Origin of the sequence: Xenorhabdus kozodoii, from assembly GCF_002632875.1 — a bacterium.
In the GTDB taxonomy this organism is placed as follows: Bacteria; Pseudomonadota; Gammaproteobacteria; order Enterobacterales; family Enterobacteriaceae; genus Xenorhabdus; species Xenorhabdus kozodoii.
Window position 1 is genome coordinate 148,980 of the sequence record NZ_NJCX01000001.1, and the last position, 25,496, is coordinate 174,475.

The window sequence follows — 25,496 nt, forward strand, 5'->3', positions numbered from 1 at the left end:
TTTATAGGTGAAATATGACAAAACCAGAATTTAAATGGCGACCTCAGAATAACTACGAAGTCAGTCATGAACCGCGTGTCAAAGTGATTAAGTTTGGCGATGGCTATGAGCAGCGTATCAAAGACGGCATCAATAACCAGTTAAAGCGCTACCAGCTCAACTTTGCCGGGAGTGCAGAAACCGGGCGGGCGATTGATACGTTTCTACGTGCAAGGGGGGCTGTGGAATCATTCGTATGGCGAACCAGTGACGATAATCAATTGCGCACTTTCGTGTGTCGCTCGTGGACAGTGAATCGCCATCGGGTGCGATGGTCAATAAGCTGTGTGTTTGAGGAGGTAGTGGCATGAGGGACATTCCAAAAGAGATGCGGATTGAGGTTACCGAACTGGCTCAGAACGCGATTCTTAATCTGTATGAGATAGATTTGACGGCTTTTGGCGGGGATATCTACCGTTTTCATGATGGTATGAACGGAAAGGTGCAGCCGGTTATCTGGCAAGGTATGCGCTATGAGCCGTATCCGGTGGAGGTGACCGGGTTTGAAATGAGTGGCAAGGGACCCAGTTCCCGGCCGAAGATGATCTTTGCTAATATCAATGGGTTGCTGACTGCAATCAATCAGGATTTTAATGATGCGTTGGGGGCGGTAGTTACCCGCCATCAGGTGCCGGAAATTTATCTTGATGCGGTCAATTTCCCCAATGGCAATCCACAGGCAGACCCAACCAGAGAAGCCGTGAGCAAGTACCTGATAGAACAGAAACAAGATTCCAATGCTGATTTCGTGACTTATGTTCTGGCTTTACCCAGTGAAACAGACGGGGCGTTAATTCCGGCGCGGGTAATTCAGGCGGATATCTGTTGCTGGCAATACCGCTCTACCGACTGTGGCTATGATGGTCCGCCTGTGGCCGATGAAAAAGACCAGCCAACCACTCACCCACAGGAAGATAAATGTTCAAAGAAATACAGCGGCTGTCTTAAGCGTTTTCCTCGTCCTTTGTCCATGCCCTTTGGCGGTTTTTTAGGTGCTAACAGGTTAGGTTAATCATGATTGAACAAGACATTATCGCCCACGCGAAAGCGGAAGGGGTGAGGGAATCGTGCGGCCTGATTTCTGGTGGACGCTATTTCCCGTGCCGCAATATTTCACCCGATCCTGAGCGCTACTTTGAAATCAATCCCGATGACTGGATAACGGCAGAGTGCTTTGCAGATATTGATGCCATTGTTCACAGTCATCCAAACGGAAAGCCCCGACTGAGTACTGGAGACAGAGAACAGCAAATAAAAACGGGCTTGCCGTGGTGGTTGGTTTGTGGTGATCGCATTCATAAATTCCGCCCCGTTCCACGGTTATTGGGTCGAGAGTTTATACATGGTACACACGATTGTTATTCCCTCATCCGTGATACTTATCATCTCGCTGGTATCGAGTTAGACGATTTCAGCCGTGACGATGAATGGTGGAATACAGGTCAAAATCTTTATCTCGATAATATTGCCAGTCAGGGGTTGGAGCAGGTTGATGAGATACAGGAAGGTGATGTCATTCTTATCTGCTTAGGCAGTCAGACGCCTTGTCACGGGGCTATCTATATCGGCAATCAACAAATTCTACACCATCGGCCAGATCGCATCAGCAAACGCGATATCTATGACGGTTATTGGCTCAAGTACACACATTCAATATGGAGGCATAAACAATGGTCAAGTTACAGCTTGGAGGCCATCTTAGAAGATTTGGCCGTCGCTATGAGTTAGAGGTTCGTGATGCAGCGGAAGCCGTCAGGTGCTTGTGCTACCAGTTGAAAGGCTTTCAGCAAGCGATTTCTGATGGCCTTATTCGTGTTCGCATTGCTGGACGTGACATGACAGAAAAAAGTATTCCTGCTGGTATGAATCACCCCCTTAATGATGGCGATACGGTCACTATCGTTCCGGTTGTTGGCGGTGCTGGTGGAAACGGGATCGGCATGGCTATTCTGGGTGTTGTGGCTGTTGCAGCGGCGTTCTGGACGGGTGGTGCATCTATTGCGGCATGGGCGAGTATGTCTGGTGCAGTAGCAACCGGATTAGCAATTGCGGGTGTTCGTGCCCGTGATGATCATGGAATGCTGGGGGATGAGTCTAAAGTTCAGATGGTGATTGGTGCCCCGGCTGCTCCTTCAGTTATCAATATTGAACCCGGCTTTTTTGAGCTGAAAGCCATCCCCTATATCAGCGCCCCCAAGACATTGGATACGCAATTTGAATTCTGGTTTTCAGAGAAGCCGATCCGCGATATCAACGAGATTGAAACTAAAGCGGATTTTTTGGGGATAGCGAAGTTCTGGACAAAAGGACAACTGAAAGCAAGAACCTCCTACTGGTTCTACGTTCGCAGCGTGAATGAGTTCGGTAAGTCACATTTTGTCGAAGCACAAGGCAAGCCGGATGATAGAGCTAAAGATATATTAGAGATCACGGGTAGGCAATTTTTGTCCTCCGAAAGCGGAAAGCGTCTGGCGGAAAAAATTGATTTCAACACCGCGAAAACGACTGAACTGGAGCGAGGAGCGCGTGAGCTAAGCAATAAAGCACTAAATCTTGAGCAACAGATTGGGGATGTGGTGGAAGGGGTGATGACCAATACCCATTTCAGTACCCAGATCAGTCATAACTTGCAAGAAGAGGCTCGTGACCGTAAAGCCGACATCACCCGTCTTGAGCAAGTGCAGGCGGACGAACAGGCGGCACACGCTAAATTTCAGGAACAAATCAGTGCTGACGTGGCAGATAACCGGGCAGCGGTGCTGAACGTTCGGGAATCACAGGCCACACAAAAAGAGGTTTTTGCAAAAGAGGTTAATCAGGTTAAGGCCAGCCTGAAAACAACCGACGATAACCTGGAGGATGTCACCGGGCGAGTCACCCAGAACACCGATGCTATCGTCACAGCGAGCGAAGCTCAGGCCAAGTTCGAGCAGACCACAAAAGCCCAGTTTGAGGCTCAGCGCAGTGATATCAGCAAAATGGAAAAGACCGTTACGGACGCTGAAAGTGCGGTATCAGAAGCCCTGATGCAAACCTCGGCCCAGTTTAATTCGCTCAGTGATCAGCAGCTTGAATCGGTAGCCAGAATTTTGCATGTTGAAAAAGCCGTTGCCACGGAGACAGCCGCTCGTGCCGAAATGGGTAATCAAATCAACACCCGGCTTGGGGATGCGGAATCCGCCATTGTGGACGTTAAAAAGAGTCAAACCGAAACGGATAAGGCGCTGGCAGAAAGTCAGACACAGTTGCGTGCTGAAATCCAGAAAGGAGATAAGCAGTTACAGAAAGAAATTGATCAGCAAACGCAGCAGCTATCAGCCATTCACAGTACATTCAATGAGCAAAAGACAGCCATTGCGGAGCTTGAACAAACCTCAGCGAAATTACAGCAAACCCAGCAAAGCCAGTATGACACGCAACAGTCCCAAATCACTCATCTGAACGAGACGCTCATCAATCAGGAGCGTTCACAGGCTGAATCCGCTCTGCAACTGGCAGCCCAAGCCAGCGACTCCGCAGGTGAGCAGCGACAAATCCGGGCAGAAATTAGCCGGGTGGATAAGGCGCGTGTGGATGATCGTCAGGCATTTTCCCAGTCTATTGAAACCCTGACTGCAAAAGTGGGAGACAACGCGGCTGTTCTGGAAGAAAAAGCTACTGCTGTCTTTGATATCGACGGTAACGGCTATGCCATCAAAGATATCGGGGCGGGGGTAAATTATAAGGGGCAATTCTATAAAGCCGGGATGGTTATCGGTGCGGAGGTGAAAAATGGTCAGGTTGAGACGCATTTTGGTGTCAGGGCGAACCAATTTACGGTGGTGAATCCGACCAACGGAAAGATGGAACCGGTGTTTGTGATTAAAAATGGTCAGGTGTTTATCAAGGAAGCATTTCTCGGTACAGCGGTTATTGACGGGGCGAAAATCAAAAACGCGTCCATAACAATGGCAAAAATAGCTGATGGGTTGCGCTCGGATAACTGGCCACACGGTGGTTGGAACTTACCCAAGAGCGGAGCTTTCGAGATGAGAAGTACGGCGGGCGGGGCACGGGTGGCACTCGATCATACTGGGTTAGCCGTTTGGGATGGTAGTGGGACAATGCGGGTTAAGGTGGGGAAAATATGACATGGGGCATGATGGTACATCCCGGCGACGGAGGAAAGCCCTTCCGACTGGATTCCGATCGGGCGCAAATATTGAGCCTAATACAAACAGTACCGGTGGCATTATACGACGATTACCGTAAATACGGATGGCGGCAGTCACGCCATATACCTGATGCGCGGGATTTTAACATCATCCTGATACCGACAAAAACTGTCATGGTCGGACAGCGGGGAATGATTTCTGCCATTGTTGATCTCAGGATTGAGAATATCAGAATGGAGGGGGAATACCTGCATTTTGAATACAGTGATATTCCTACTGGGCATCAAACCGTGCTGGGGGCATTAATTGACGCGTTTACGCCCTATTTCGATGGCGACGGACATTTCTATATTCAGGTGTGCGGCTACCCCAAAAATAGCAAAAATAGCAACTCTTTCGGCATCCAACTGGCAGGTATGAACGGCGTGTCGACGATTACAGACCAAAACAGACTAGGCTATTGTGTTTACCGAGGGCGATTTACTTTGGGTAAAAATGATCAATGGCGGGTGCCGGATACCATACCTAACCGGGCGCAATGTCTGGTGTTTGCCCGGACAGAGACATCGGGAGCCGCAATCGGCATGACGCACGATAAGGTCATTGTAAATAATGATGTGGCCTGTGAGGTATATGTGGTTATTTTTTCCAGCGGCTTCACATTACAAAAACCCGATTGGGGCGTTGCGATTTATAATGCTACGGGACACATGACCTATTCGTCTTATTACAGCCCTTTTTTTATGGGGGAAATGATAGCAGTGAGAAATGGGCGTGGTTCAGCCAACACCATTGCTAGACCGATGGTACAGATTAATCGCCTTGCGAAACTGGTCAGGGACGTAGGGGGAAATTGGTGGCGTTTTGCGGATTCGGGTTTTGTATTTTCAGGTAATACTATTTCAGTCAGTGAAGCCGGGCGAATGGATTTCACGTATGTTCAAGTGAATAACTTTAGTTACAAGTCCATTGACTACGACATCTACGCTATTAACTTCGACGATTACTTCTAATTTTTTCTCTTCAGGAATTTATCATGATTTACACACAAGGCACGATTTCCACCGTGTCCGGCTCGGCTATTGTCCGTGGTACGGGTACACAATTTAAAAGCAATTTGAACGGGGTTGCGCCTGCGCAGCTCATTTTAATCCAGTCCACCAGTGGCAATTTACTGCATATGATACAGGCGGTGAATTCCGATACCGAACTGGTGCTGGCGGATACGGTCAAAACCACCCTGAATAATGTGAAATACCAGATTCAGACGACCGTGCCTAACTCCATCTCAGATGGCGTCCGGCATATGTGTGCCATTAACAGTAATGTCATTCAGTTCCTCCAAAATATGGACAAATGGATGACGCAGAATGACACGGTGGACGTGACCTTGCCTAACGGTCAAACCGTGTCACTGCAATCAATAAGGGCATTGCAGGCGGCGATGCTGGATAAGAACAAGAACGGCGCGGACATTCCAAACAAAAACGAGTTTGTAAAAAACCTTGGTTTACAGGGAACTGCGGAGTTGGCGAAAAATGCAGTGTCGGCCAATGGTGGGAATTATAATAGTAACTTCGGGTTTAAGCGGCTCGAAACGTTACCTGTTGAGCAAAATTCTGTTGCGTTAGTTTCTAAGTACAACGGTAGGACAACAAACAGTCAGGTAGCCTTTACCAGTTATAGTTGGTATGGCAATTCCATTGAGACTGGAATTGTACGTGGAGGTGGTGTAGACACACTAGGATACGGTGTGGATATTAATTCCAAGCGTCGACTACTTATAGACGATGTTGGCATATCTTTACATGTAAATTCTGACTGGGGAGCTATTAGGGTATTTAGACCTAATGGAATACACTGGAGAATAGAAGGAGCACCAGACAATTCTCATGTATTATTAAATTTTATTGAAAGAGACACAAATAACAGGAGCGTTCAGACCCTTCTCAAAGGAAACGGCACTAGGGGTTAACTGTTGGCGTGATAACAACGGATTTATTAAGCAGAGTTCCCCCATCATCCAACTCCACCCCGATGGCTCATTCACCACTAACGACGAATCTGAAGGGGTCACAGTGTCCAAACTCGGCATCGGTCACTATCAGATCTCCGGCGTGCTGGGTTATAACGCCGATGGCGCATGGGGTGTACATGGCGGTATCAGTGTGCCCCGTGACAGCAACGGCAATGAACTGGTGTATGTAGAGGATACGATCCTGCCAGATGGGGCTATCGAACTCAAAATCACCCACCGACAGAATACTCACATGCCTGCGAGACTACAGAACCGACGTATCAAATCTGTGGATGAGCAAACGTATTACACCGACGATGAACTGTATTAGTCACGACGTGATCTGACACTGAACCTTGAAAGGTTGAGAGTTACCCGCCGGAACGCGGTTAGACGTCCGTGTCCAGATGCCGGAAGATTCGGTGTGGAATCAACAACAACAAAAATCCGATGAATTAAAATAATTTTCAGGGGCAGAACATGATGCCCCTACTCCCTCATTCTGATTCAGCCAATTTTTGTTTTTGATTCCAAATAGAATTTTCCGGCATTTGCACCCGAGCGGAAATATACCTGCCGCCGGGGATATCAATCGGGTCGCCGTCAGCGTAACCCTCTCGTGCATTTCTGGCGAATGCGGGTGCACCTGCGTGCTCACGGTGATAGGTCATCAATTTGATTGAACCATCGGGTAACACGCGATAATCGACCCAAATCAACGGTAATTTATTTTTGCACAACGGTATCTCAATCCCGCCATCAACTCCACCCCATGCCGCATCGGCATTGAATCCCAGCACGTTTTTAATGAGGTAGACGCCCTCGGACAAACGCTCAACCGTTGCGCCTGCTGATTCGTCATTTGTGGTGAATGAGCCATCGGGATGAATTTCAATGATGGGGGAGGCTTTTTTGAGGTAACCGTTGTTATCTACCGTTGTATTCCTGGTTCCCCTCAGGTCAACATTAACATAATAATGTGCGTCGTCTTGGCCATAATGATGTGTATAGCTAATGCCTGCATTGCCGTCTGGCGTAATAAACCATCGAGAGCATGCAGTCACACCGGAGTCATCAGGCCAACCCCTGATATTCAATAAGCTGACATAATTGTATTGGGGTTTTTTGACTTGTTCTCCTGCTGCAATACCGGCGCTAATCCCCAGTGGGTAATTACCTGGTATCGCCCAGCTCACAATCCGCCTGAAATCAGCAAATGACTGAAGCGCCACAGGCTGGTCGCTATTAAAGAGCGGGTCACTGACAATATCCTTCTTTGCCGCTGAGCCTAACCCAATATTCCGCACAAACTCCGCCTTATCAGGAATATCCGCCCCATTTGCCGATTTCGACACTGCATTTTTCGCCAACTCCGCGGTTCCCTGTAAACCAAGGTTTTATGGATGCCAGAGCTAGCTAACTAACTGGAATAAAAACGGGGAAATAACCATTGGACGCGTTGAAATTCAACAAAATTTTAGTTCAATAAACGTGCAAAAAGTGAGTTTGGAGGGGCGTTGGGTGGTTTTGAGTGAAATCCATCCAAATGCTGGCTGATTCGGTGTGGAATGTGAGGCAGAAGACTGTAGAGATTACACCGGAGATAAATAGCCTCGAATAGAGATAGGGTGAGAGTAAAGACGAATAACTACCCGCCAATATTTGTGGGTGTTATACCTATAAATATATTGACTGCATATGATTTTATGGGTATTATACCTACACATTAACGCAATGGAGGGTTGATGAGTAGTTCAGAGTTAATCAAACGCCTGATAGCTGACGGCTGGGTAAAGGCGCGACAAGACGGCAGTCATGTCACACTGACCAAGCTGGGAGTGAGAGAGATAATCACCGTACCCCATCCCCGAAAGGATGCGTCAAAGGGAGTTATCCGACAGGCACAGAAAAATTCAGGATTGAAGTTGTTGTAATAATAAAGGAGCGGCTTGACCGCTCCTTCTCTGCACTACTCATCATCATATACGAGGTAATATTATGATTTATCCGCTCTTTATCTTTAAAACAGAAGATGGATTTGATGGTTATTTCCCCGATGTTGACGGCTGTTTTTTCGCTGGCAACACCTTAGAAGAGACTATCCGTGATGCTGAAAGCGCTTTCGGGCAGCATATGGAGGTGCTGACTGAGCAAGGCGGGTATGTTCCTGCGCCAAAAGATTCATCAAATTACATCAATGATCCCCGATTGTCGGAAGATGGCGGGATGATTGCGCTGATTGAGTTAGACCCCGCGAAATACGAATCAAAGGCTATTAAGTTCAATCTGACAATGCCTGGCAATTTGTTAACCGCGATAGATCGCTACATTGAGCAAAATGGCCACTATAAAAACCGTTCTGCTTTTTTGGCTGAATTGGCGCGCAAAGAAATTGCATACCCCTAAATTAAGCCGCTTTATGCGGCTTTTTTTGAGCCGCCTGAAGCGAAAATATCTCAGTGGGTTAGCAAAATATGCCGTAACTCTTACCCAATAGGGCGGGGAGTAGTCACTAAAAAGGTGGGACGCATTTGGGACGGGCATCGAAAGGCAACCACAGGTAACTGCGGGTAACTTTCGGTAAGATGGGACGTGTGAGCACTGATAAATGCGGTAATTGATTGATTTATAAAGTAGGCTTACTCTCTTCTAAGCCGTAGGTCACAGGTTCGAATCCTGTAGGTGGTCTATAGGAAAGATATAAACGGATATTTTTTCTAATGAATCTCAAACAGAAACTATCGAAAAAAATAGTGCGAAAAAGGGTGCTTTGTATACCTTTGGCCAACAACAAAATCCATCTTAACATTAGCGCGCTGTTGTTATTTTTCGTCGGCCATTTTACCAGAATATTACCATCATTTTACCATGAGCAAATTTCAGACATAAAAAAACCAACCTTAACAGGTTGGTTTTCTTGGGGAAATTTGGTCGGCATGATAGGATTTGAACCTACGACCCCCGACACCCCATGACGGTGCGCTACCAGGCTGCGCTACATGCCGATGACTTCTCTTATACTACTGTTTTTTATTCACAAAGCAAGCCCCTAATTTAATGAGTGCCTGATTTTTAAACGATTAGTTTGCTAAAAATCGTTTCACTTCCGTTAGTATCTGTAATAATTGGGCAAGGTTTGGTTTGGCTCCCTGAATTTCATTGCCATCTAAATCATACAGATGATATTCCCCGTCCTTGGAAAGATAGATGGTATTTTTCGCCATCGTGACAATTAATGAGTCATCGTCGCCAGTAATAAGCCATGGGTTTTCTCTTTGGGCATTAAAGAGATCTTCACCCTGTGAGTAATCTTCTGGAGAATTAGTGACATGTAATAAACGCCTCATTAAAGTTGTCATGATATCTTGATGGCTAGTCAACTTATCAATAGTTTGTGCAGGTGTGCCAGGCCACTGGATTATCAGGGGAACATGAAGCTGTTCACGATTAAACTTGTCATCCGTAAACCATCTTGCACTGTTGCCGGCTGTTTCTTGACGCTGTTTGGCTGTAATTACAATGATTGTTTTATTCAGGATACCTTTATTTTTTAGGCTCTCTAAGATATGGCTGATTTCGGTGTCCAGTGCTTTTTTGTCAAATTTGCCAGATGAAGGCGCAAGACCATTAATATCGAGAAATGAGAACCAGGGGGTGGAACCATTGGGTAGCCATTGGCTCCATTGGGCTACTGTTAAATTATCGCTCTGCTTTTTAGCTTCTGGCAGTGAATAGTCGGTTAATATTGCCTGACGGTAAAGTGGCGTTTGGAATCCATCTGAAGAAAAGAGGCCAAATTGATAACCTTGATGTGTCAGGGAATCAATAAGTGCAGAGGATTTTCTGGCGTTAAGGATGCCGTCCAGATAGCCCGATGATATCCCATAGAATAAACCAAATAGCGCAGTGTCATTTCGAATGCCTGTGCTGAAATGTTGAGTGAACTGGATATTGTTCTTCGCGAAATTTTCCAGGCTTGGCATACCCTGGGTGATATCTTGGTTATCCAGCCCATCTACGACAAGCAGAAGTAAGTTATAGCCGCCTCCGGCATCCTGATAAGACAGATTATTCAGCGGATAATTGACACCCAAAGCCGTAGGATTGCCTTGTTGGTTAATACGACGTTGAAACTCTTGCTGGTTCAGTAGGCCATGTCTTTCAAGGAACTTACGGGCAGTCATTGGATAAGAAATTGGCAAGTTTGAGCGCTGCATGGTAATTGGACGGTAAAAATTGGCATCTGCCCAGATATACATGAGGTGTGAAGCGACAAAAGCCGTAATAAATACTGCGGCCAGGGGCTTACCAAATCGTTGCCGACTTAGGCTGCGTAATTTTTGCCAACTCCATGTGCCAAAAAGCATCTGTATCAGAAAAATCAATGGAATACAGATGAACATCAGTTGCCATTCTCGGGCTAATTCGCCTTGTTCTGGGTTAGTGACTAAATCCCAAACCAATGGAGTTAAATGCAGGTGAAAGCGAACATAGACGGATGAATCGAATATCAGGAGTGTTAAGCCTGCTGTTGCCAATGCGGCTGAAAGAAACCTCATTAACCGCTGGGACATAACGATAAATGTCAGCGGAAATAAAATAAGTAAATAGACGGCAAAGACAATGAAACTGAAATGACCGAGCCAACTGACCAGTGCGTAGATACGACCAAACAGCGAACCCGGCCAGTCAGATGCAAATAGATAGCGACTGCCCAGCACAAGACTGAACACAATGTTGAACAGTGCGAACCAGTGTCCCCAACTGATCATCTGAGAAACTTTTTCGCGGTAATGCTGACAGCTAGTCACCATATTTTCTTTACATCAAGGTGTTGTTAATGAAGATTAATGCGCTTTATCTTCGTTGATTGAAGATTGCAACGCGTGTGCAAACGAGTCTGCAATGTGTCTGCGTTGTGCAGGGGCAATACTCGTATTGATCAAATTTGTTACCATATTACCCAAAACCATCAAAGTCAGGTCAGTTGGAGTATGGTCTTTCTCGAAAACATTTACTAATTCAGCTAATAAATGTTCAACTTTTTCATCACTATAGCGAGATGACTGTGGCATAAATCAAATATCCTGGATGTACAAAGCCCTATATCTTACCGTATAGAGAGTGGATTTTCTGCTTTTTTATGACAAATTAATTCTCTGTTGCCGGAGTTACTGCCAATCTTGGATAAGTTGCCTCACTTTCATCTTTGATAGGTTGAATGTTGACAATGAAATGGCGAGTATTTTTTACCATTCGGGTTTTTGGTTGCAGCAGGAAGATAACGATGCTTGAATACGCCGCTAACCGCACAGCCCCATATGCCACAGCTGCAAAAAAGGAGTATAAATAATGAGCTTGGGAATTACCCAGATCGCGCTACATCGGTTGATTAAACGTGATGAGCAGACGCTGGAAGTTATCTTGCGTGATTCTTTGCTGGATACCAACCAAGTGGTTGAAGAGATGATGGCAGAGTTGCACCGTGTATACAGCGCAAAAAGTAAAGCCTACGGTTTGTTCAATGAAGAAAGTGAACTGGCGGACTCCCTCCGTCATCTGCGCAAAGGAGATGAAGGTTTTATCGGTTTTAGTCGGGCTGCAACCGTTCGCTTGAAAGATGAGTTGGCAAAATATCCGTTCGCCGAAGGGGGAACTGTACTGTTTTGTCAATATCGCTATCTTGCCGTGGAATATTTGCTGATTGCGGTTCTTAATAGTTGTAACAGCACGTCCGTCAATGATGAACTCGACGTAAATCCAACACAATATCTTGATATTCCCCATGCTGATATTATTGCAAGAGTCGATCTGACTGAATGGGAAACCAATCCTGAGTCTTGTCGTTACCTGACGTTCCTGAAAGGACGGGTAGGTCGTAAGGTTTCGGACTTTTTTATGGATTTTCTGGCTGCCAGCGAAGGAATGAATGCCAAAGCCCAAAATAAAGGTTTTGTACAGGCTTTGGATGATTATTGTGAATCGGCACAGTTGGATAAAAATGAACGTCAGGCGTATCGTCAGCAAGTTTATAGCTACTGCAATGAACAGTTACAGGCGGGCGAAGAAATTAAGTTGCAGGAGCTATCCCAAGAGTTACCTCCGTTAGATGGACAAAACTTTCAGCAATTTTCGCAGGAAAAGGGCTATGAATTGGCGGAAAGTTTTCCAGCGGATCGCGGAACATTGCGCCAATTGACGAAATTTGCGGGCAGTGGTGGGGGATTAACCATCAATTTTGATGCCATGCTGATGGGAGAACGCATTTTTTGGGATCCTGCAACAGATACATTGACGATTAAGGGGACACCGCCGAATCTGCGCGATCAATTGCAACGCCATGGAGGCGGCAATCACTGATTGGTCATTGTGAAAAAACGAAGTTGTAGAAATAAATAACGCCGCAAATGCGGCGTTATTTACTCGGCGTCCCGATAAAAGCTCGACTGTGGCTAATTAAGCACGCAGGAAATCGATGTGCGTCAGTTTAGGTTTAAACGGGTGACGCTGTACTGCCTGCACTTTAACTTTAGTTTCTTTACCATCAACAACCAGAGTCAGAACTTCGTAAAATTCTGGTTTGCTTTCGTGGTTGATAACTGCATCGTGATCCAGTTCGATAGAAACTGGCTCTTGGTTACCACCGTAGATGATTGCTGGAAACTTGTTAGCTCTACGCAGGCGGCGGCTCGCACCCTTACCCTGCTCTTTACGTACTTCTGCATTAATAGTTAACATTATTTTTTCTCTGTAAAAGAAGAAAATAAATCCTGCTACAGGCGACCCAGCAGCAGGTTCGATACCTGGCTTAATATGAGTTATTACGCTAAGCGGGCGGCATTCTAACGAAAAACCGATATGACAGCAAACATAAATATGCTTTCCGGTTGGGTGGTGGATAGGCTATTTGGCCTATTTAATACAGATCATCAGCCCGTCTAAATCGCCCTTGATAGTCAAAAATCTTTTCCCTAATCTGCCAAAATTGCCCTTTCTTACGTGCAACAACAAAATCAGGATGACGCAATAAAGGAAGTTGATTGGCAACATCTGTCGCTGTTTGCCAGCGAAAAAGGGTTCCTGGTGCACGCTGATGTTGACGAAGAAACAGGCGTTCAAATACGTTCTTTTGGGCTGGGGTGGATAAACGAAAGCGTTCTGATACTTCGGCACCCTCTTCGTCGTAATAGGTGATTTTTAACCATTCTCCTTTGTTATCATGGCCTGGCGTGAGTTGCATACCACCACAACGTAGCACCAGTGCACCTTTCAGTTTTAAGGCTGCTTTTAACATATCATCGGGGTCAACCAGCACTTCTTCGCAACGATGGCAGCGTCGGGCTGCGATATCGTTTTCTGCCCCGCAATGAGGACATGATTTAAAACGAAAACGGAATTCACATTGTTGACGTTTCCCATTTTCGTCTTCTTCCCAGCCTTGGCAGCGGCGTCCAAAGTGTTCAATAATTTCTCCGTCTGTTGTGCATTTTCCCCAAAAGGTATTAGCGAACTGGCAGATAGGGCAAAATACCTGTACAGGTTGGTTTTGTGAATTGGGTTTGTTGCTACCTATTTCAGGCGTGTAAAGATCGTGAGGGTTACCCGCATAGTCCAGGATCAGGCAATTTTTTTTGTCAGGAAATAGACGTAAACCGCGCCCGACGATCTGCTGATAAAGGCTGACGGATTCCGTAGGGCGCAATATGGCGATTAAATCAACATGGGGGGCGTCGAATCCTGTTGTGAGTACAGCAACATTGACCATGTAGAGAAGCCGTTGTTCCTTGAAGGCCGTAATTAAGTGATCTCGTTCAGATGGGGGAGTATCTGCGCTGACCAGAGCGGCTTGCCCTGCAGGCAGCAATTGAAATATTTCTTTGGCATGTTCGACGGTGGCGGCGAAAATCATCACACCTTTTCGAGTTTGTGCATATTCAATGAGTTGTCTAATGATATGGGGCGTGATGCGCTTTTGGCGTTTAAGCTCTCGGTTTAATTCTGCCTCATTGAATATCCCTTGTTGGCTGGTTCGTACCTGACTAAAATCATATTGCATGACAGGCATATCCAGCCTTTCTGGGGAAACCAGAAAATGATGCTTAATCATATAACGCAACGGCAGTTCATAAATACAATCGCGAAAAAAACAGTGTTCATCACCGCGGATCATTCCATGATAATGATATTGGTATATCCAGCCAGCACCAAGGCGATAAGGTGTTGCGGTTAAACCCAGAATGCGAATTTGGGGGTTGTTTTTCCGAAGTTGTTGGATAATTTGTTGATATTGGCTATTTTCGTCATCGCTGATGCGATGGCATTCATCGATGATGAGCAGTGAAAAAGGGTGATCAAAGCAATCCAGGTTGCGGGCAATAGATTGGATACTGCCAAAAACCACTTTTCCTTCACTTTGTTTTTGGTTCAGCCCCGCGGAAAAAATGTCTGCGTTCAACCCATAAGCACAATATTTACTGTGGTTTTGTGCAACGAGTTCTTTGACATGTGCCAGCACCAAAACACGACCATGAGCCAGCCTCGCCAATTCAGCGATGACGAGACTTTTACCTGCCCCCGTTGGCAAGACAATAACGGCGGGATTGCTGTGCTGGCGAAAATAGCGAAGGGTTGCGTCTACCGCTTCTTGTTGATAAGGGCGTAAAGTAAATGCCATTTTATGTTACTGTCACAAATATCAGGTAAAAGATAATGGGTATAGAGAATAACATTTTTCATTTAATCCTGCCGTTGAGAAATAGCATGTCATTATTTTTCTAGGATTATATGGCTATAACGTGTAGCTTATTATTGCTATAGTTACAGGCGTGACGATTTTTCTATGAATTTTCTGCTTAATCTTGTATCCCAATAATGGCCTTGTCGTTGTTCACAATATCAAGGACATTTCATATGTGTTTATTTTTGTCAGGTACATCTATTCATGCGATTGGATAAATTTTTATCACAACAATTAGGTATTAGCCGCAACAATGTGGGGCGAGAGTTGCGGGCAGGGCGAGTGACTGTCGATGATGAGATCATCAAAACAGGGGCCTATAAATTAAAGTCCGATCAGCAAGTGGCTTTTGATGGCACGATATTGCAACAACTCAATGGCCCGCGTTATTTCATGTTGAATAAGCCCCAGGGATATATATGTTCGACAGAGGACCCGTCAAACCCGACGATTTTGTATTTTATTGATGAACCTGTCGCCCATAAATTACATTCAGCAGGGCGTTTGGATATCGACACGACAGGATTGGTTTTGTTGACTGATGATGGCCAATGGTCACACCGTATTACCTCTCCCAAACATCACTGTGAAAAAACCTACCTTGTCACATTGGAACATCCAATCTCTGAGGATACCGAGCAAAAATTTCTGGCCGGGGTGCCGCTAAATGGGGAAAAAACGCTAACAAAACCGGCACAACTGGAGATTATTGAGCCTCAACTTGTCCGCCTGACCATCAGTGAAGGGCGCTATCATCAAGTAAAACGGATGTTTGCCGCAGTAGGGAATCATGTTGTTGTACTTCATCGGGAGCGAATTGGCGAAATTTATCTCGATCCAAAATTAGGGCCAGGAGAGTATCGAGCGCTGACTGATAGTGAAATAAACAGCATACAAATGCCAACGGCTTAATTTTTTATCTTTCGACTGATTCAGGAGTCACTACGTGCAACAACAGCGTTCGTCCTATTTGGGATTAGTGTTGATCCTTGGTTTGCTTTCTATGTTAATGCCATTGGCAATTGATATGTATTTGCCGAGTATGCCAACCATTGCTGAGAGTTTTGGTGTCAGTGATGGTTTGGTACAAATGACACTGAGTAGCTATATCTTGGGCTTTGCTATTGGCCAAATGATTTATGGGCCAATGTCGGATAGCTTAGGGCGCAAGCCTGTCATTTTGGGGGGAGTCATTGTTTTTGCCATCTCTTCTGCTGCCTGTGCGTTGGCACAAGATATTGATACCTTTATTTCCATGCGTTTCTTGCATGGATTTTCTGCTGCGGCGGCTGGTGTTGTCATCAACGCCCTGATGCGTGACAGGTTCACAAAAGAGGAATTTTCTCGCAGCATGTCTTTTGTGACATTGGTAATGATTATCGCACCGTTATTGGCTCCCATGTTAGGTGGGATATTGATGGTATGGTTTAATTGGCACGCCATTTTCTGGTCGATTGCTATTGTTGCGGTCATTGCTGTTGCCTTGGTTGCTCTTTTCATAGAAGAAACCCTACCAAAAGAGAAAAGACAGAAATTTCACTTAAAAACCACTTTAAGGCAGTTTGTCATGCTGTTTCGGCAACGCCAGGTACTTTGCTACATCTTAGCGAGTGGTTTTTCTTTTTCTGGCATGTTCTCTTTTCTCAGTGTGGGGGCATTTGTTTACATTAAGCTAAATGGCGTGCCTGCGCAGCATTTCGGTTACTATTTTGGGCTGAATATTATTTTTCTGTTCATCATGGCCACTATCAATAGTCAATTTGTTCGTAAATATGGCCCATTGAAAATGTTGCATATTGGGTTGTTCGTTCAATTTGTCATGGGATTGTGGTTACTGTTTAGTACTCTGTTTGATCTGGGATTTATTTCTCTGGTTATCGGGGTTGCCATTTATATCAGTGGAATTTCTATGATCACATCTAACACGATGGCTGTGGTGTTGGATGATTATCCTCATATGGCTGGCACAGTTTCTTCACTGGCAGGCACTATCCGTTTTGGTATTGCTGCATCGGTAGGGGCTATTTTGTCTTTATTACCTGAGGAAAGTGCCTGGCCGATGGTCGGTTCAATGGCATTATGCGTGACATTAGCAATGTTGCTTATTATCTATGCACGTGATAAATCGCACAAATAATCAGTAGCATACATAGTCGAAAAAACAGTCATAAGCCGAAAGTAATCAAGATCAGGCATAAAATGTTTTTAGAGGCCATCTGCCAATATAAGATGGCCTTTTGTTTATTTATCGGATGTTTTTTCCCATATTGAATAAAAAATTTTGTTATTTAAGTGCCCTTCCCAACGTGCTTTGAGGCTTTAAAGTACTATTGATTAACCTGATCAACAGGAAATATCGAGCAATCATCAAACAAATGGCGGTATTTGTTAATTCTATCACCCTCATTCAGTCCTGAAGTGTTGTTTTTTTGTTAACTTTTCACAATGGCTTTATGGTTATGGAAGGGATAGGATTGTTATTATTTAACTTATTGTAAATATAAAGATTATTATTTCATTGGCATTTAGTTACGTTTGAAAGAAACAAAGATGTAAATAAAAATTGAACAAAAAGTTGCTGTTTTGCATAAAAATAAGTTGAATTTTTTACCTAAACAGTATAAATATATACAAAATGCGAGCTAGGTCGCACTTTTTTTGAGATGGGAAATGGAGTAAGTGCGGTAACGTAATTTTTATTTTAACCTTTTGTTTACTTTTTTGTTGGGTGGTTATTCGGTTTTGACGAATCGATAATCTACAGCTGGTGGTTAGATGTATTAATGTTGTTTCTGATAGGAATGATACGTGAATAATATCCAACTTTCGGTAGTACACAGGCTGCCGCAAAGTTATCGGTGGTCGGCTGGCTTCGTTGGTACAAAAGTTGAGATTTTACCAGCGGAAGAAACAGATTTAGGAAATAGCCTGATGGGGCTGAAATTATTGAGTCATGAAGGCGAAGAAGCACGGGAAATATTGCATGTTATCAATCAGTCTATCGCTGATATGCAGATACCGGGTGCAGTGATTGAGTGGGAAGGAGAACCATGTTTGTTTTTTGCTAAGGAAGATGAGAGTGCAGTGATATGTCGCTTAAAGACGTTAGGCGCTGCAATTGCAGAAAATATAACAGCGCTGTATCCACTATAATTTTACCCATTATAAAAAACGCTTCTAGTTAAGAAGCGTTTTTTAATGTCTGCAAGGGGAAAAAATACGTTAGGTGCTGATTATACTGAGGTTTTTATGCTATCTGATAACACTCGTCTGGCATCGTAGTAACGTTTACTCCAGTAAGTGTCAGTTAATTTGGAAACGATAACCCCGTTACTGGTTGAAGCATGGACAAATTGATTATTGCCGATGTAGATACCGACGTGACGCATGCGACGCCCTGTCTTAAACAGTACCAAGTCACCCGCCCGCAATTTAGAGCGACTAACGGTTTGCCCTATATTCTGTTGTTCTGATGTGGAACGTGGTAACTCCACGCCAAATTGATCATGAAAAGTACGCTGTACAAAAGCAGAACAATCGATACCACGTTTGGTATTCCCACCAAGCCGATAAGCTACACCTTTCCAGTCTGCGTATTGATTGAGTATCTTAGATTTAATATCTAATTTGCTGATCAGATTTTCAAATTCATCCTGAGATGCTTGCAGTAAATAATGCTTTTGCGTGTTTACCGCATGTGTCTCAGCTTGTTTATTGCGTAGGTTGGAATCTGGTGAACTACATGCGGTCAGTGCTACTGCCGCTATAATTGCGGGTATCAGCCGCAAGGTGTACCTCAGCATTGGTGTAACTCTAACCATTTATTGATTTTCCCTTGCAGTCCTTAACGTGATTTATCACTGTTGTGAAAACACTAAATATCCTAAAGCCTAGTCAGAATAGGGTGAATTAACAAATTTTTTGTCCATAAAGTGTGCGAAGAAACACATTTTATTATTATCTTTACAAAACCTGTTATTTTAATAAACAGGGTGCAGGAAAGATTACTGAAATCAGGCGTAAAAAGCGAGAGACAATAAGAATTCTTTACAAAAAATTAGATTATGAACTAAGGGGTTAGAATGGTTTGTTGCTATTTTGTACTGCCCTGAGAAATATAACACGATATTGAGGAGATAACGGTTATCTCCTCAATATTATGACGTTAATTATTGCGTCTGATATGTGGTAATTTTTTGTCTAGCCATGTTGCCATGATATCACTTAATGGGGTTAGTAATACCCAGCTCATGCCGATGAGTGTCAAGGACAAAGAGCCAACTGCAATATCTGTAAACCAGTGAGCACCAGCCATAATACGGGGAAGGGCAAAAGCGACCATAATCAGTAGGGCAATGCAGAATGCACCGCGGGAGATATAACGCAGAATAAAACTGCTGAAAATTAAGAGCATTAAACCGTGATCACCAGGGAAACTGCCTGTGGATGCATCTTTTGTATGCCAACGGGTCATTTCGTTTATGCGATGGACATTTTCAAATGTCAGTGTTGGGCTAGGTCGGCTGACGGGGATTTGATGACCTATTTGGTTAATGATAACAGCGGAGATAAGCATCACCAGGCCAACCATGAAAAGTCGGCGTTTGCCAGCATAGTCTTGTTTGCGAAATGCGCTGTAATACAGCAGGCCCATGCATATAAGTGATATGACATCAAATGCCCTGATATTCGCGATAGCGACAAATAGGGTAAATTTCGAATTTGGCAACAATTTTTCGTTAAAAAAATAAAAAATAGCGGAGTCAATGTGGAACCAAAAGCCGTGGTTCTCAGGCAAATACCATGAGAAAAACAGGGCAATACCAAGGATATTGAGAATCAGTATAGCGAGTGGGTGACTGCGAGTCATGGGATACCTATTTAACACGTAAAGTGGAGTTTTGTAGACAAATTAACTAGGGAAAGGACTATAACAAAATTTATAGGAAAGCGTAATCGCCATTGGAAGCTGAGGCTAAGGTATGATTATATCAGCATATTTATATAATTTACCACTGAACTTTATTGTTGTTAAATATGTAACTTGTTTTATGATATCGACAAAAGCGCTAAATCGCCACGGCAGTACCGAAAATATATATTTGGGTTAATGTTGATGACTGACTATTATTAAATAACCGCCAATTGATTTTATCATACCCTAACTTATCAGAATATTATATCGAATTGTAGTCTGGATTAATAAAAAACATAAAGAAAGAGTTTCATTTGACGTTATATAGATAGCAGAGCGTTGCACCATTATCTGGTTTCAAATTAGCGCGAGGCTAAAGTTGAAAAAAGATAATAACACCTGTAGTGGAGGTTGAATGCTTATGTTACGAAAAATGACGACTTTCTTATTCATGTCCTTATCTTATTATCCTGTCATGGCGAATTCTCCGTCAGCCTCCAGCTCTGGAACGATTTATTTTCATGGTGCTATCGTTGAACCTCCATGCCAACTTCGCTGGAATGAAAACCATCATACGGAAGTGGTTTGTTGGTATAATGGTAAACAGTTAATTCAAGAAAAAATACTAGAATATCAAAAGGATAGGAAATCATCATTATCGGTTGGAAAACATATTGGAAAAGAAGAAATAAAATGGGTGGGGAAAAATAAGGAATTGGGTATTGTTACTATAACTTATCATTAAATGTTATATAAAAGTATAATAATTATTTCTTTTGTTTCAGCGAAATAATATAAAAGAAAAATCAATAAACTTATCTGTGAGTTAGTTCAAATAATGTATGTTAATAGCAGTTTTATTAATCAATCAATAAGAGGGATATCTTTATTTCTTAGTTAAAAAATCACCTTTGATATTTATCAATAAAAGCTCTCAATGTCGTATTTTTTTCACATGAAATAGTTATTATGGAGATGAAGGAATAAAAGGTAGCTGAGTTTTAGTTAATGGAAAAACGAAAGTGAGGTAACCATGAAAAATTATCTTAAGCTGTTTATTAGTGGTTTATTGGTCTCATGGCTTTCTTATGGATATGCCGAATCTAATGGAGGAGTGATTCGGTTTTCAGGTGCTATTGTTGATCCCGGATGTCAAGTCGTTGTGTCAAACAATCAAGCCAATATCTCTTGCTATCGATTAGGTAAAAGTCTCACCGTCAAACAAACCATATCAACTCACAAAAAGAAAGATAACGTCTTGCTTCCTGGTAACATCGGTGTTTCCAAAGTGAAGTGGACTGACAATCAGAAACGTGTGGCAATTGTCAATGTGGATTATTTCTAACTTTATAGATGATGAGTTGCTCTTTTAGCGAAAATAAGAGCAACTCATGTTAAGGAGTAAAGAATTAGTCACAACGTCCCATATAGCGACGCTCTGCAATATGAATGCGGATTTTTTCGCCTGAATTCAGGTATTCAGGAACTTGGATCGTTAATCCTGTACTCATCTTAGCGGGTTTAGTGCGAGCACTTGCTGATGCCCCCTTGATGCCCGGTGATGTTTCTTCAATGACCATATCAACAGTTTGGGGTAACTCAAGAGCTAACAATTGGCCATCCATTGTCAGGACTTGCATTCCTGGTAAACCCTCGTCAGGAATAAAGAGTAATTCCTCTTCGATTTGATCTTTTTTGAAATGATAAGGGGTGAAATCTTCATTATCCATAAAGATATATTCATCACCATCAATGTAGGAAAAACTGACACTGCGGCGTGTTAATGTAATGGTTTCAAGAATATCATCACCTTTGAAACGTTCTTCCACTTTCTGACCAGTACGAATATCAGTAAAACGCATCTTATATAGCGTGCTGGCACCGCGTGCGCTGGGTGACTGAATATCGATGTCTTTAACTAATAATAACTTTCCGTTGTAGCTGATTGCTGCGCCGCGCTTAATTTCATTGGCTTTAGCCATAGATACCTTCCGTAAAAACAAGGAAATAGGGGAATGAATACTTAAGTGGCGACAAAATTACTCGCAGTCGGGCTATTAGGCAAGAGGGGAATGAATGCCCCAGTAAAAATACTGAGGCGGAAGGAAAATATTAACGATAAGCTGGCAACAAATCAAACAAAGAGAATGTGTGTGCCAGCACATTTATCAAACCGAATAAGATAACAAAGCCAATCAAAAAATTGCCGCCTGGCGCCCGATAACTAGATGTTGGATAGCGTTTACGGCTAGCTCTGGCCATTAAGGCTGGGACAATAACTGCCCAAATCGTTGCGGCTAATCCCGCAAAGCCGATTGCATACAGGAAACCGTTTGGAAAAATTAACGCCAATACCGTCGGGGGAACGAATGTAATCAGTGCGGTTTTGAAACGGCCTCCTTTAGTGTCATCAAACTTAAAGTAGTCTGCCAGATAGTCAAATAAACCTAATGATACGCCCAGGAATGAACTCGCCAAGGCCATGTATGAGAAGGTGTTTAAGAGTTGGGGTATTGCCGCATTATCAGAATTATTATCCATCTGTTGCAATAAGTTACCAATATTACCGCCATCAGCAATGATTTGCTTGAAGTCTTCACGCGGGATATTTCCCTGAATGACGTACTGCCACAAAATATAAATCGCTAATGTTATTAATGTCCCGTATAGCAGGCTGCGTGTGACGGCTTTACTATCTTTATTGTAATATTTAACCAGTCCCGGAACATTGCCATGATAGCCGAATGAGGCCAGCAAATAAGGTAAGGCGATTAAAGCATAGGGTAAATAGTTTGAATTGGTATTGGCTTGATCAAACAAGATGGCAGGCTTAACTTCGGTAAACATGCCACTGACAGACATAATAAAGGTAATGACCATTCCGCCTATCAAGATGGTGCTTAATCGATCTACTGCTTTGGTGGATAACCAAACAATAAAGGCGACGATAAAGGCAAAGCACAAGCCAGATATTGATTGAGGTAGCGGAATAATATTCTCGATATTATGAGAGATAATTGAACTACCTGCTGAAACATAAGCATAAGTTAAGATATACAGAACGAAGGCGATAGATAAATCATTGAGGGAACACCAACCTTTGCCTAACAAATCCTTAGTGACGGTATGAAAACTGGAACCCACGGGGTAGTTCATATTGGCTTCCAGGATCATTAGACCAGAGAAATACATACATGCGCAGGTATACAACAGCAAAATAATTGATCCTGTAAACCAGACACCTGATGTGACAATTGGAATGGAAAACATACCCGCGCCGACCGCCGTACCGGCAATGATCATAGCGCCACCAAATATAGAGGGGCGTTTTAAATTCTGCGTTACCTCAATGGTCATATAGACTCCCTGTTGAAAGGTGTTACCTTGTACTAGCGCGAAGATACATTAATAAATTATATGTGTAAACAAATAATTAAGGAAAATAACTAAATTGTTTTTGGCGTATTTTGCATACAAAAGTAGGGTAGATTATTTGGGAAAATCTGTTTGAAGGAAATACCACGACTGAAACTGATATTTCTTCAATGAGTTCCTGCTTACATTGGTTCAGATTGATTTTAGTCATCTAATAAGAAATGGTTCCGTTGCATATTCTTACTTTGAGATTGTGGTAACACAATGATCGTTCAAGCAGTAATTTTAACTGAAACGATTCAATTTTGATGTTATAAATAATAGATAAAACGTAATGTTACTTATGACTGTTTATTCAGGAGACATCGGGCAAGATGAGCCGTCGAGTTGCCACAATTACCTTAAATCCAGCTTATGATTTAGTTGGCTTATGCCCAAATATTATTAAGGGAAATGTTAACCGTGTACAGACGGCAGGGTTGCACGCCGCGGGTAAAGGGAACAATGTCGCAAAGGTACTGCGTGATTTAGGCATTGATGTTACTGTCAGCGGTTTTCTGGGACGGGAGAATCAGCAAGGGTTCCAACAGTTTTTTAGCGAAAACGGTATGGTAAATCGTTTCCATTTAGTCTCTGGGCGAACGCGCATTAATGTCAAGTTGACCGAAAAATATGGGGAGGTGACGGATTTCAATTTTTCTGGTTTCCATGTGACAGAAGAAGAGTGGAATCGGTTTGTCAGTGATTCTTTGTCCTGGCTGGGGCAATTCGATATGGTTGTCGTCAGTGGCAGTCTGCCTGAAGGGATTAGCGCAGAGTCATTTGCGGATTGGATGATGCAATTACGGCAGTTTTGTCCCTGTGTTATTTTCGACAGTAGCCGTGAAGCACTTGTCGCGGGTCTTAAGGCATCACCTTGGCTGGTAAAACCCAACCGTTATGAGTTGGAGATTTGGGCGGGTAAGCCATTGCCAGATTTGGACAGCGTGATTGATGCCGCTTATGAATTGCGTCATGGAGGGATCGCCCACGTTGTTATTTCACTGGGAGAGCAGGGCGCATTATGGGTCAATGCTTCTGGGGCATGGTTGGCAAAACCGCCACATTGTGAAGTGGTCAGTACGGTTGGGGCAGGGGATTCTATGGTTGGTGGATTAGTTTATGGCTTGCTGATGCGAGAATCCAGCGAACACACATTGCGTCTGGCAACCGCAGTTTCTGCACTCACGGTTAGCCAGTCGAATGTTGGGATTAAGAGCCGTACTGAGCTTGCATCAATGATGGCGAAGATCGCGTTAATTTCGGTCAGATAATTACTTTTGTTGGGATCTTAGCCAGGCGATTTCTTCAGCCCAAATATCTGGATTGATCGTTTCAAGAATTAAGGGAATGCCATTGAAACGGTCATCTTGCATGATATAGCGAAAAGGCGTTTTACCGATATTGCCTTCACCCAGGCTGTGATGCCGATCAACGCGGCTGGAAAATTCGCTCTTGGCATCGTTCAGATGCATGGCTTTAAGATATTTGAACCCAACGATTTCATCGAATGCCTTGAAAGTCTCATCACAATCTTTTTCAATGCGTAAATCGTAACCTGCCGCAAAAGCGTGGCAGGTATCAATACAGACGCCAACACGGGTTTTGTCTTCGACACCGTCAATAATGGTCGCCAGTTGTTCGAATTTAAAACCAAGGTTAGTGCCTTGCCCCGCAGTATTTTCAATAACGGCAGTGACACCTTGTGTTTTGTCCAAAGTAATATTGATGGATTCCGCAATCCGGGCGAGGCACTTATCAATATCAATTTTATTGAGATGACTGCCTGGATGAAAATTCAGTAAGTCGATGCCTAACTGTTCACAGCGTTGCATTTCGTCAAGGAACGCTGAGCGGGATTTTTCCAGACCCTCTGTTTCAGGATGACCAAGGTTAATCAGGTAGCTGTCATGGGGAAGAATTTGTCGGCTACCATAACCATGACGTTCACAGTTCGCCTTGAATTTATCAATGACCTCTGTCGATAGTGGCGGGGTATGCCATTGGCGCTGGTTTTTTGTGAACAGGGCAAATGCCGTTGCGTTTAATTCATGGGCGCGGATCACGGCTTGATCAACACCCCCTGAGGCACTCACATGGGCTCCAACAAATTTCATATTATTTTCTCCTGTGTTTTCGTCATTATGGCACTGTTCGCCTGGTTGATAAAATGTTGGTAGAAGAAGTCAATTTGATTGAGTGTTAACGCCCTCTTCGTGC

Annotated in this window: 26 protein-coding genes and 1 tRNA gene; 16 read left to right on the forward strand and 11 right to left on the reverse strand. The window is 43.6% G+C overall.

Annotated elements, in window-relative coordinates:
• Positions 1-14 precede the first annotated feature (14 nt).
• The 7 genes from Xkoz_RS00625 to Xkoz_RS26500 are packed head-to-tail and all read left to right on the forward strand — an operon-like array spanning position 15 to position 6,541.
• Positions 15-350 (forward strand): phage tail protein, encoded by a 336-nt coding sequence (locus Xkoz_RS00625; RefSeq protein ID WP_099140275.1) that lies wholly within the window; start codon positions 15-17, stop codon positions 348-350.
• Positions 347-1,051, forward strand: coding sequence for a phage minor tail protein L (locus tag Xkoz_RS00630; RefSeq protein ID WP_099140276.1), 705 nt, complete (start codon positions 347-349; stop codon positions 1,049-1,051). Before Xkoz_RS00625 ends, Xkoz_RS00630 begins: the two co-directional genes overlap by 4 nt.
• 2 nt (positions 1,052-1,053) lie before the next feature.
• Entirely contained in the window at positions 1,054-1,767 is a 714-nt protein-coding gene (locus tag Xkoz_RS00635) for a C40 family peptidase (protein WP_099140417.1), read from the forward strand.
• Positions 1,710-4,169 (forward strand): phage tail tip fiber protein, encoded by a 2,460-nt coding sequence (locus tag Xkoz_RS22490; protein ID WP_244183356.1) that lies wholly within the window; start codon positions 1,710-1,712, stop codon positions 4,167-4,169. Before Xkoz_RS00635 ends, Xkoz_RS22490 begins: the two co-directional genes overlap by 58 nt.
• Positions 4,166-5,206 carry a DUF6453 family protein gene (locus Xkoz_RS00650; RefSeq protein ID WP_099140277.1) on the forward strand — a complete coding sequence of 347 codons (1,041 nt, stop codon included), beginning with the start codon at positions 4,166-4,168 and terminating at the stop codon, positions 5,204-5,206. The genes Xkoz_RS22490 and Xkoz_RS00650 overlap by 4 nt, the downstream gene beginning before the upstream one ends.
• 23 nt (positions 5,207-5,229) lie before the next feature.
• Positions 5,230-6,168 (forward strand): hypothetical protein, encoded by a 939-nt coding sequence (locus Xkoz_RS00655; RefSeq protein ID WP_099140278.1) that lies wholly within the window; start codon positions 5,230-5,232, stop codon positions 6,166-6,168.
• Positions 6,104-6,541, forward strand: a complete 438-nt coding sequence (locus Xkoz_RS26500; RefSeq protein WP_479688394.1) for a phage tail fiber protein — start codon at positions 6,104-6,106, stop codon at positions 6,539-6,541. The genes Xkoz_RS00655 and Xkoz_RS26500 overlap by 65 nt, the downstream gene beginning before the upstream one ends.
• 166 nt (positions 6,542-6,707) lie before the next feature.
• Here the strand turns inward: Xkoz_RS26500 and Xkoz_RS00665 are convergent, their stop codons facing one another.
• Positions 6,708-7,580, reverse strand: a complete 873-nt coding sequence (locus tag Xkoz_RS00665; protein WP_099140280.1) for a phage tail fiber protein — start codon at positions 7,578-7,580, stop codon at positions 6,708-6,710.
• A gap of 375 nt (positions 7,581-7,955) precedes the next feature.
• Here Xkoz_RS00665 and Xkoz_RS00670 point away from each other — a divergent pair, with 375 nt between their 5' ends.
• Positions 7,956-8,144, forward strand: coding sequence for a type II toxin-antitoxin system HicA family toxin (locus Xkoz_RS00670; RefSeq protein WP_099140281.1), 189 nt, complete (start codon positions 7,956-7,958; stop codon positions 8,142-8,144).
• Positions 8,145-8,208: 64 nt separating this feature from the next.
• Complete coding sequence (locus Xkoz_RS00675; RefSeq protein ID WP_099140282.1) at positions 8,209-8,616, forward strand: type II toxin-antitoxin system HicB family antitoxin; 408 nt, start codon at positions 8,209-8,211, stop codon at positions 8,614-8,616.
• Between the two features lie 522 nt (positions 8,617-9,138).
• Here the strand turns inward: Xkoz_RS00675 and Xkoz_RS00680 are convergent.
• The 3 genes from Xkoz_RS00680 to Xkoz_RS00690 form a co-directional block, all read right to left on the reverse strand.
• Positions 9,139-9,215: transfer RNA gene (locus Xkoz_RS00680), tRNA-Pro, on the reverse strand.
• A gap of 75 nt (positions 9,216-9,290) precedes the next feature.
• On the reverse strand, positions 9,291-11,024 hold the full coding sequence (gene yejM / locus Xkoz_RS00685; RefSeq protein WP_099140283.1) for an LPS biosynthesis-modulating metalloenzyme YejM: 1,734 nt from the start codon (positions 11,022-11,024) through the stop codon (positions 9,291-9,293).
• A 33-nt stretch (positions 11,025-11,057) separates the two neighbouring features.
• Complete coding sequence (locus Xkoz_RS00690) at positions 11,058-11,285, reverse strand: YejL family protein (protein WP_099140284.1); 228 nt, start codon at positions 11,283-11,285, stop codon at positions 11,058-11,060.
• Between the two features lie 277 nt (positions 11,286-11,562).
• Between Xkoz_RS00690 and yejK the strand changes: the two genes are divergently transcribed.
• A complete protein-coding gene (gene yejK / locus Xkoz_RS00695; protein WP_099140285.1) occupies positions 11,563-12,570 on the forward strand; it encodes a nucleoid-associated protein YejK in 1,008 nt (335 codons plus the stop codon).
• Positions 12,571-12,666: 96 nt separating this feature from the next.
• Here yejK and rplY read toward each other — a convergent pair whose 3' ends face one another.
• Both rplY and radD read right to left on the reverse strand, forming a co-directional pair.
• A complete protein-coding gene (gene rplY / locus Xkoz_RS00700) occupies positions 12,667-12,948 on the reverse strand; it encodes a 50S ribosomal protein L25 (protein WP_047679702.1) in 282 nt (93 codons plus the stop codon).
• A 178-nt stretch (positions 12,949-13,126) separates the two neighbouring features.
• Positions 13,127-14,884 (reverse strand): DNA repair helicase RadD, encoded by a 1,758-nt coding sequence (gene radD / locus Xkoz_RS00705; RefSeq protein WP_099140286.1) that lies wholly within the window; start codon positions 14,882-14,884, stop codon positions 13,127-13,129.
• Positions 14,885-15,151: 267 nt separating this feature from the next.
• Here radD and rsuA point away from each other — a divergent pair, with 267 nt between their 5' ends.
• From rsuA to Xkoz_RS00720, 3 genes are all read left to right on the forward strand, one after another.
• Positions 15,152-15,859 (forward strand): 16S rRNA pseudouridine(516) synthase RsuA, encoded by a 708-nt coding sequence (gene rsuA, locus Xkoz_RS00710; protein ID WP_099140287.1) that lies wholly within the window; start codon positions 15,152-15,154, stop codon positions 15,857-15,859.
• A 34-nt stretch (positions 15,860-15,893) separates the two neighbouring features.
• Positions 15,894-17,084: a Bcr/CflA family multidrug efflux MFS transporter gene (locus tag Xkoz_RS00715; protein WP_099140288.1), complete on the forward strand. Its 1,191-nt coding sequence runs from the start codon at positions 15,894-15,896 to the stop codon at positions 17,082-17,084.
• A 671-nt stretch (positions 17,085-17,755) separates the two neighbouring features.
• On the forward strand, positions 17,756-18,100 hold the full coding sequence (locus Xkoz_RS00720; RefSeq protein ID WP_099140289.1) for a YejG family protein: 345 nt from the start codon (positions 17,756-17,758) through the stop codon (positions 18,098-18,100).
• Positions 18,101-18,180: 80 nt separating this feature from the next.
• Here the strand turns inward: Xkoz_RS00720 and mepS are convergent, their stop codons facing one another.
• Positions 18,181-18,768 carry a bifunctional murein DD-endopeptidase/murein LD-carboxypeptidase gene (gene mepS, locus Xkoz_RS00725; protein ID WP_099140290.1) on the reverse strand — a complete coding sequence of 196 codons (588 nt, stop codon included), beginning with the start codon at positions 18,766-18,768 and terminating at the stop codon, positions 18,181-18,183.
• A gap of 344 nt (positions 18,769-19,112) precedes the next feature.
• Positions 19,113-19,817: a phosphatase PAP2 family protein gene (locus Xkoz_RS00730; protein ID WP_099140291.1), complete on the reverse strand. Its 705-nt coding sequence runs from the start codon at positions 19,815-19,817 to the stop codon at positions 19,113-19,115.
• A gap of 460 nt (positions 19,818-20,277) precedes the next feature.
• Between Xkoz_RS00730 and Xkoz_RS00735 the strand changes: the two genes are divergently transcribed.
• Both Xkoz_RS00735 and Xkoz_RS00740 read left to right on the forward strand, forming a co-directional pair.
• On the forward strand, positions 20,278-20,607 hold the full coding sequence (locus tag Xkoz_RS00735; RefSeq protein ID WP_244183357.1) for a type 1 fimbrial protein: 330 nt from the start codon (positions 20,278-20,280) through the stop codon (positions 20,605-20,607).
• A 288-nt stretch (positions 20,608-20,895) separates the two neighbouring features.
• A complete protein-coding gene (locus Xkoz_RS00740; RefSeq protein WP_099140292.1) occupies positions 20,896-21,207 on the forward strand; it encodes a type 1 fimbrial protein in 312 nt (103 codons plus the stop codon).
• A gap of 64 nt (positions 21,208-21,271) precedes the next feature.
• Here the strand turns inward: Xkoz_RS00740 and yeiP are convergent, their stop codons facing one another.
• Together yeiP and mtr are read right to left on the reverse strand one after the other, a co-directional pair.
• Positions 21,272-21,844 (reverse strand): elongation factor P-like protein YeiP, encoded by a 573-nt coding sequence (gene yeiP / locus Xkoz_RS00745; protein ID WP_099140293.1) that lies wholly within the window; start codon positions 21,842-21,844, stop codon positions 21,272-21,274.
• A 130-nt stretch (positions 21,845-21,974) separates the two neighbouring features.
• On the reverse strand, positions 21,975-23,219 hold the full coding sequence (gene mtr / locus Xkoz_RS00750; RefSeq protein ID WP_099140294.1) for a tryptophan permease: 1,245 nt from the start codon (positions 23,217-23,219) through the stop codon (positions 21,975-21,977).
• Positions 23,220-23,611: 392 nt separating this feature from the next.
• Between mtr and fruK the strand changes: the two genes are divergently transcribed.
• The gene (fruK, locus tag Xkoz_RS00755) at positions 23,612-24,550 is read left to right on the forward strand and encodes a 1-phosphofructokinase (RefSeq protein ID WP_099140295.1); all 939 of its coding nucleotides are present in this window, start codon (positions 23,612-23,614) and stop codon (positions 24,548-24,550) included.
• Here fruK and nfo read toward each other — a convergent pair whose 3' ends face one another.
• Positions 24,551-25,393 (reverse strand): deoxyribonuclease IV, encoded by an 843-nt coding sequence (nfo, locus tag Xkoz_RS00760; protein ID WP_099140296.1) that lies wholly within the window; start codon positions 25,391-25,393, stop codon positions 24,551-24,553.
• Positions 25,394-25,496 lie beyond the last annotated feature (103 nt).

Bases quoted from the DNA above. Each gene is read 5' to 3' on its own strand.
- Xkoz_RS00625 (WP_099140275.1), top strand. From the start codon at position 15: ATGACAAAACCAGAATTTAAATGGCGACCTCAGAATAACTACGAAGTC.
- yeiP (WP_099140293.1), bottom strand. From the start codon at position 21,844: ATGGCTAAAGCCAATGAAATTAAGCGCGGCGCAGCAATCAGCTACAAC.
- Xkoz_RS00690 (WP_099140284.1), bottom strand. From the start codon at position 11,285: ATGCCACAGTCATCTCGCTATAGTGATGAAAAAGTTGAACATTTATTA.
- mepS (WP_099140290.1), bottom strand. From the start codon at position 18,768: ATGGTTAGAGTTACACCAATGCTGAGGTACACCTTGCGGCTGATACCC.
- Xkoz_RS00650 (WP_099140277.1), top strand. From the start codon at position 4,166: ATGACATGGGGCATGATGGTACATCCCGGCGACGGAGGAAAGCCCTTC.
- Xkoz_RS00655 (WP_099140278.1), top strand. From the start codon at position 5,230: ATGATTTACACACAAGGCACGATTTCCACCGTGTCCGGCTCGGCTATT.
- yejM (WP_099140283.1), bottom strand. From the start codon at position 11,024: ATGGTGACTAGCTGTCAGCATTACCGCGAAAAAGTTTCTCAGATGATC.
- nfo (WP_099140296.1), bottom strand. From the start codon at position 25,393: ATGAAATTTGTTGGAGCCCATGTGAGTGCCTCAGGGGGTGTTGATCAA.
- Xkoz_RS00675 (WP_099140282.1), top strand. From the start codon at position 8,209: ATGATTTATCCGCTCTTTATCTTTAAAACAGAAGATGGATTTGATGGT.
- rplY (WP_047679702.1), bottom strand. From the start codon at position 12,948: ATGTTAACTATTAATGCAGAAGTACGTAAAGAGCAGGGTAAGGGTGCG.
- radD (WP_099140286.1), bottom strand. From the start codon at position 14,884: ATGGCATTTACTTTACGCCCTTATCAACAAGAAGCGGTAGACGCAACC.
- Xkoz_RS22490 (WP_244183356.1), top strand. From the start codon at position 1,710: ATGGTCAAGTTACAGCTTGGAGGCCATCTTAGAAGATTTGGCCGTCGC.
- yejK (WP_099140285.1), top strand. From the start codon at position 11,563: ATGAGCTTGGGAATTACCCAGATCGCGCTACATCGGTTGATTAAACGT.
- Xkoz_RS00730 (WP_099140291.1), bottom strand. From the start codon at position 19,817: ATGACTCGCAGTCACCCACTCGCTATACTGATTCTCAATATCCTTGGT.
- mtr (WP_099140294.1), bottom strand. From the start codon at position 23,219: ATGACCATTGAGGTAACGCAGAATTTAAAACGCCCCTCTATATTTGGT.
- Xkoz_RS00635 (WP_099140417.1), top strand. From the start codon at position 1,054: ATGATTGAACAAGACATTATCGCCCACGCGAAAGCGGAAGGGGTGAGG.
- rsuA (WP_099140287.1), top strand. From the start codon at position 15,152: ATGCGATTGGATAAATTTTTATCACAACAATTAGGTATTAGCCGCAAC.
- Xkoz_RS00735 (WP_244183357.1), top strand. From the start codon at position 20,278: ATGCTTATGTTACGAAAAATGACGACTTTCTTATTCATGTCCTTATCT.
- Xkoz_RS00630 (WP_099140276.1), top strand. From the start codon at position 347: ATGAGGGACATTCCAAAAGAGATGCGGATTGAGGTTACCGAACTGGCT.
- Xkoz_RS00670 (WP_099140281.1), top strand. From the start codon at position 7,956: ATGAGTAGTTCAGAGTTAATCAAACGCCTGATAGCTGACGGCTGGGTA.
- fruK (WP_099140295.1), top strand. From the start codon at position 23,612: ATGAGCCGTCGAGTTGCCACAATTACCTTAAATCCAGCTTATGATTTA.
- Xkoz_RS00740 (WP_099140292.1), top strand. From the start codon at position 20,896: ATGAAAAATTATCTTAAGCTGTTTATTAGTGGTTTATTGGTCTCATGG.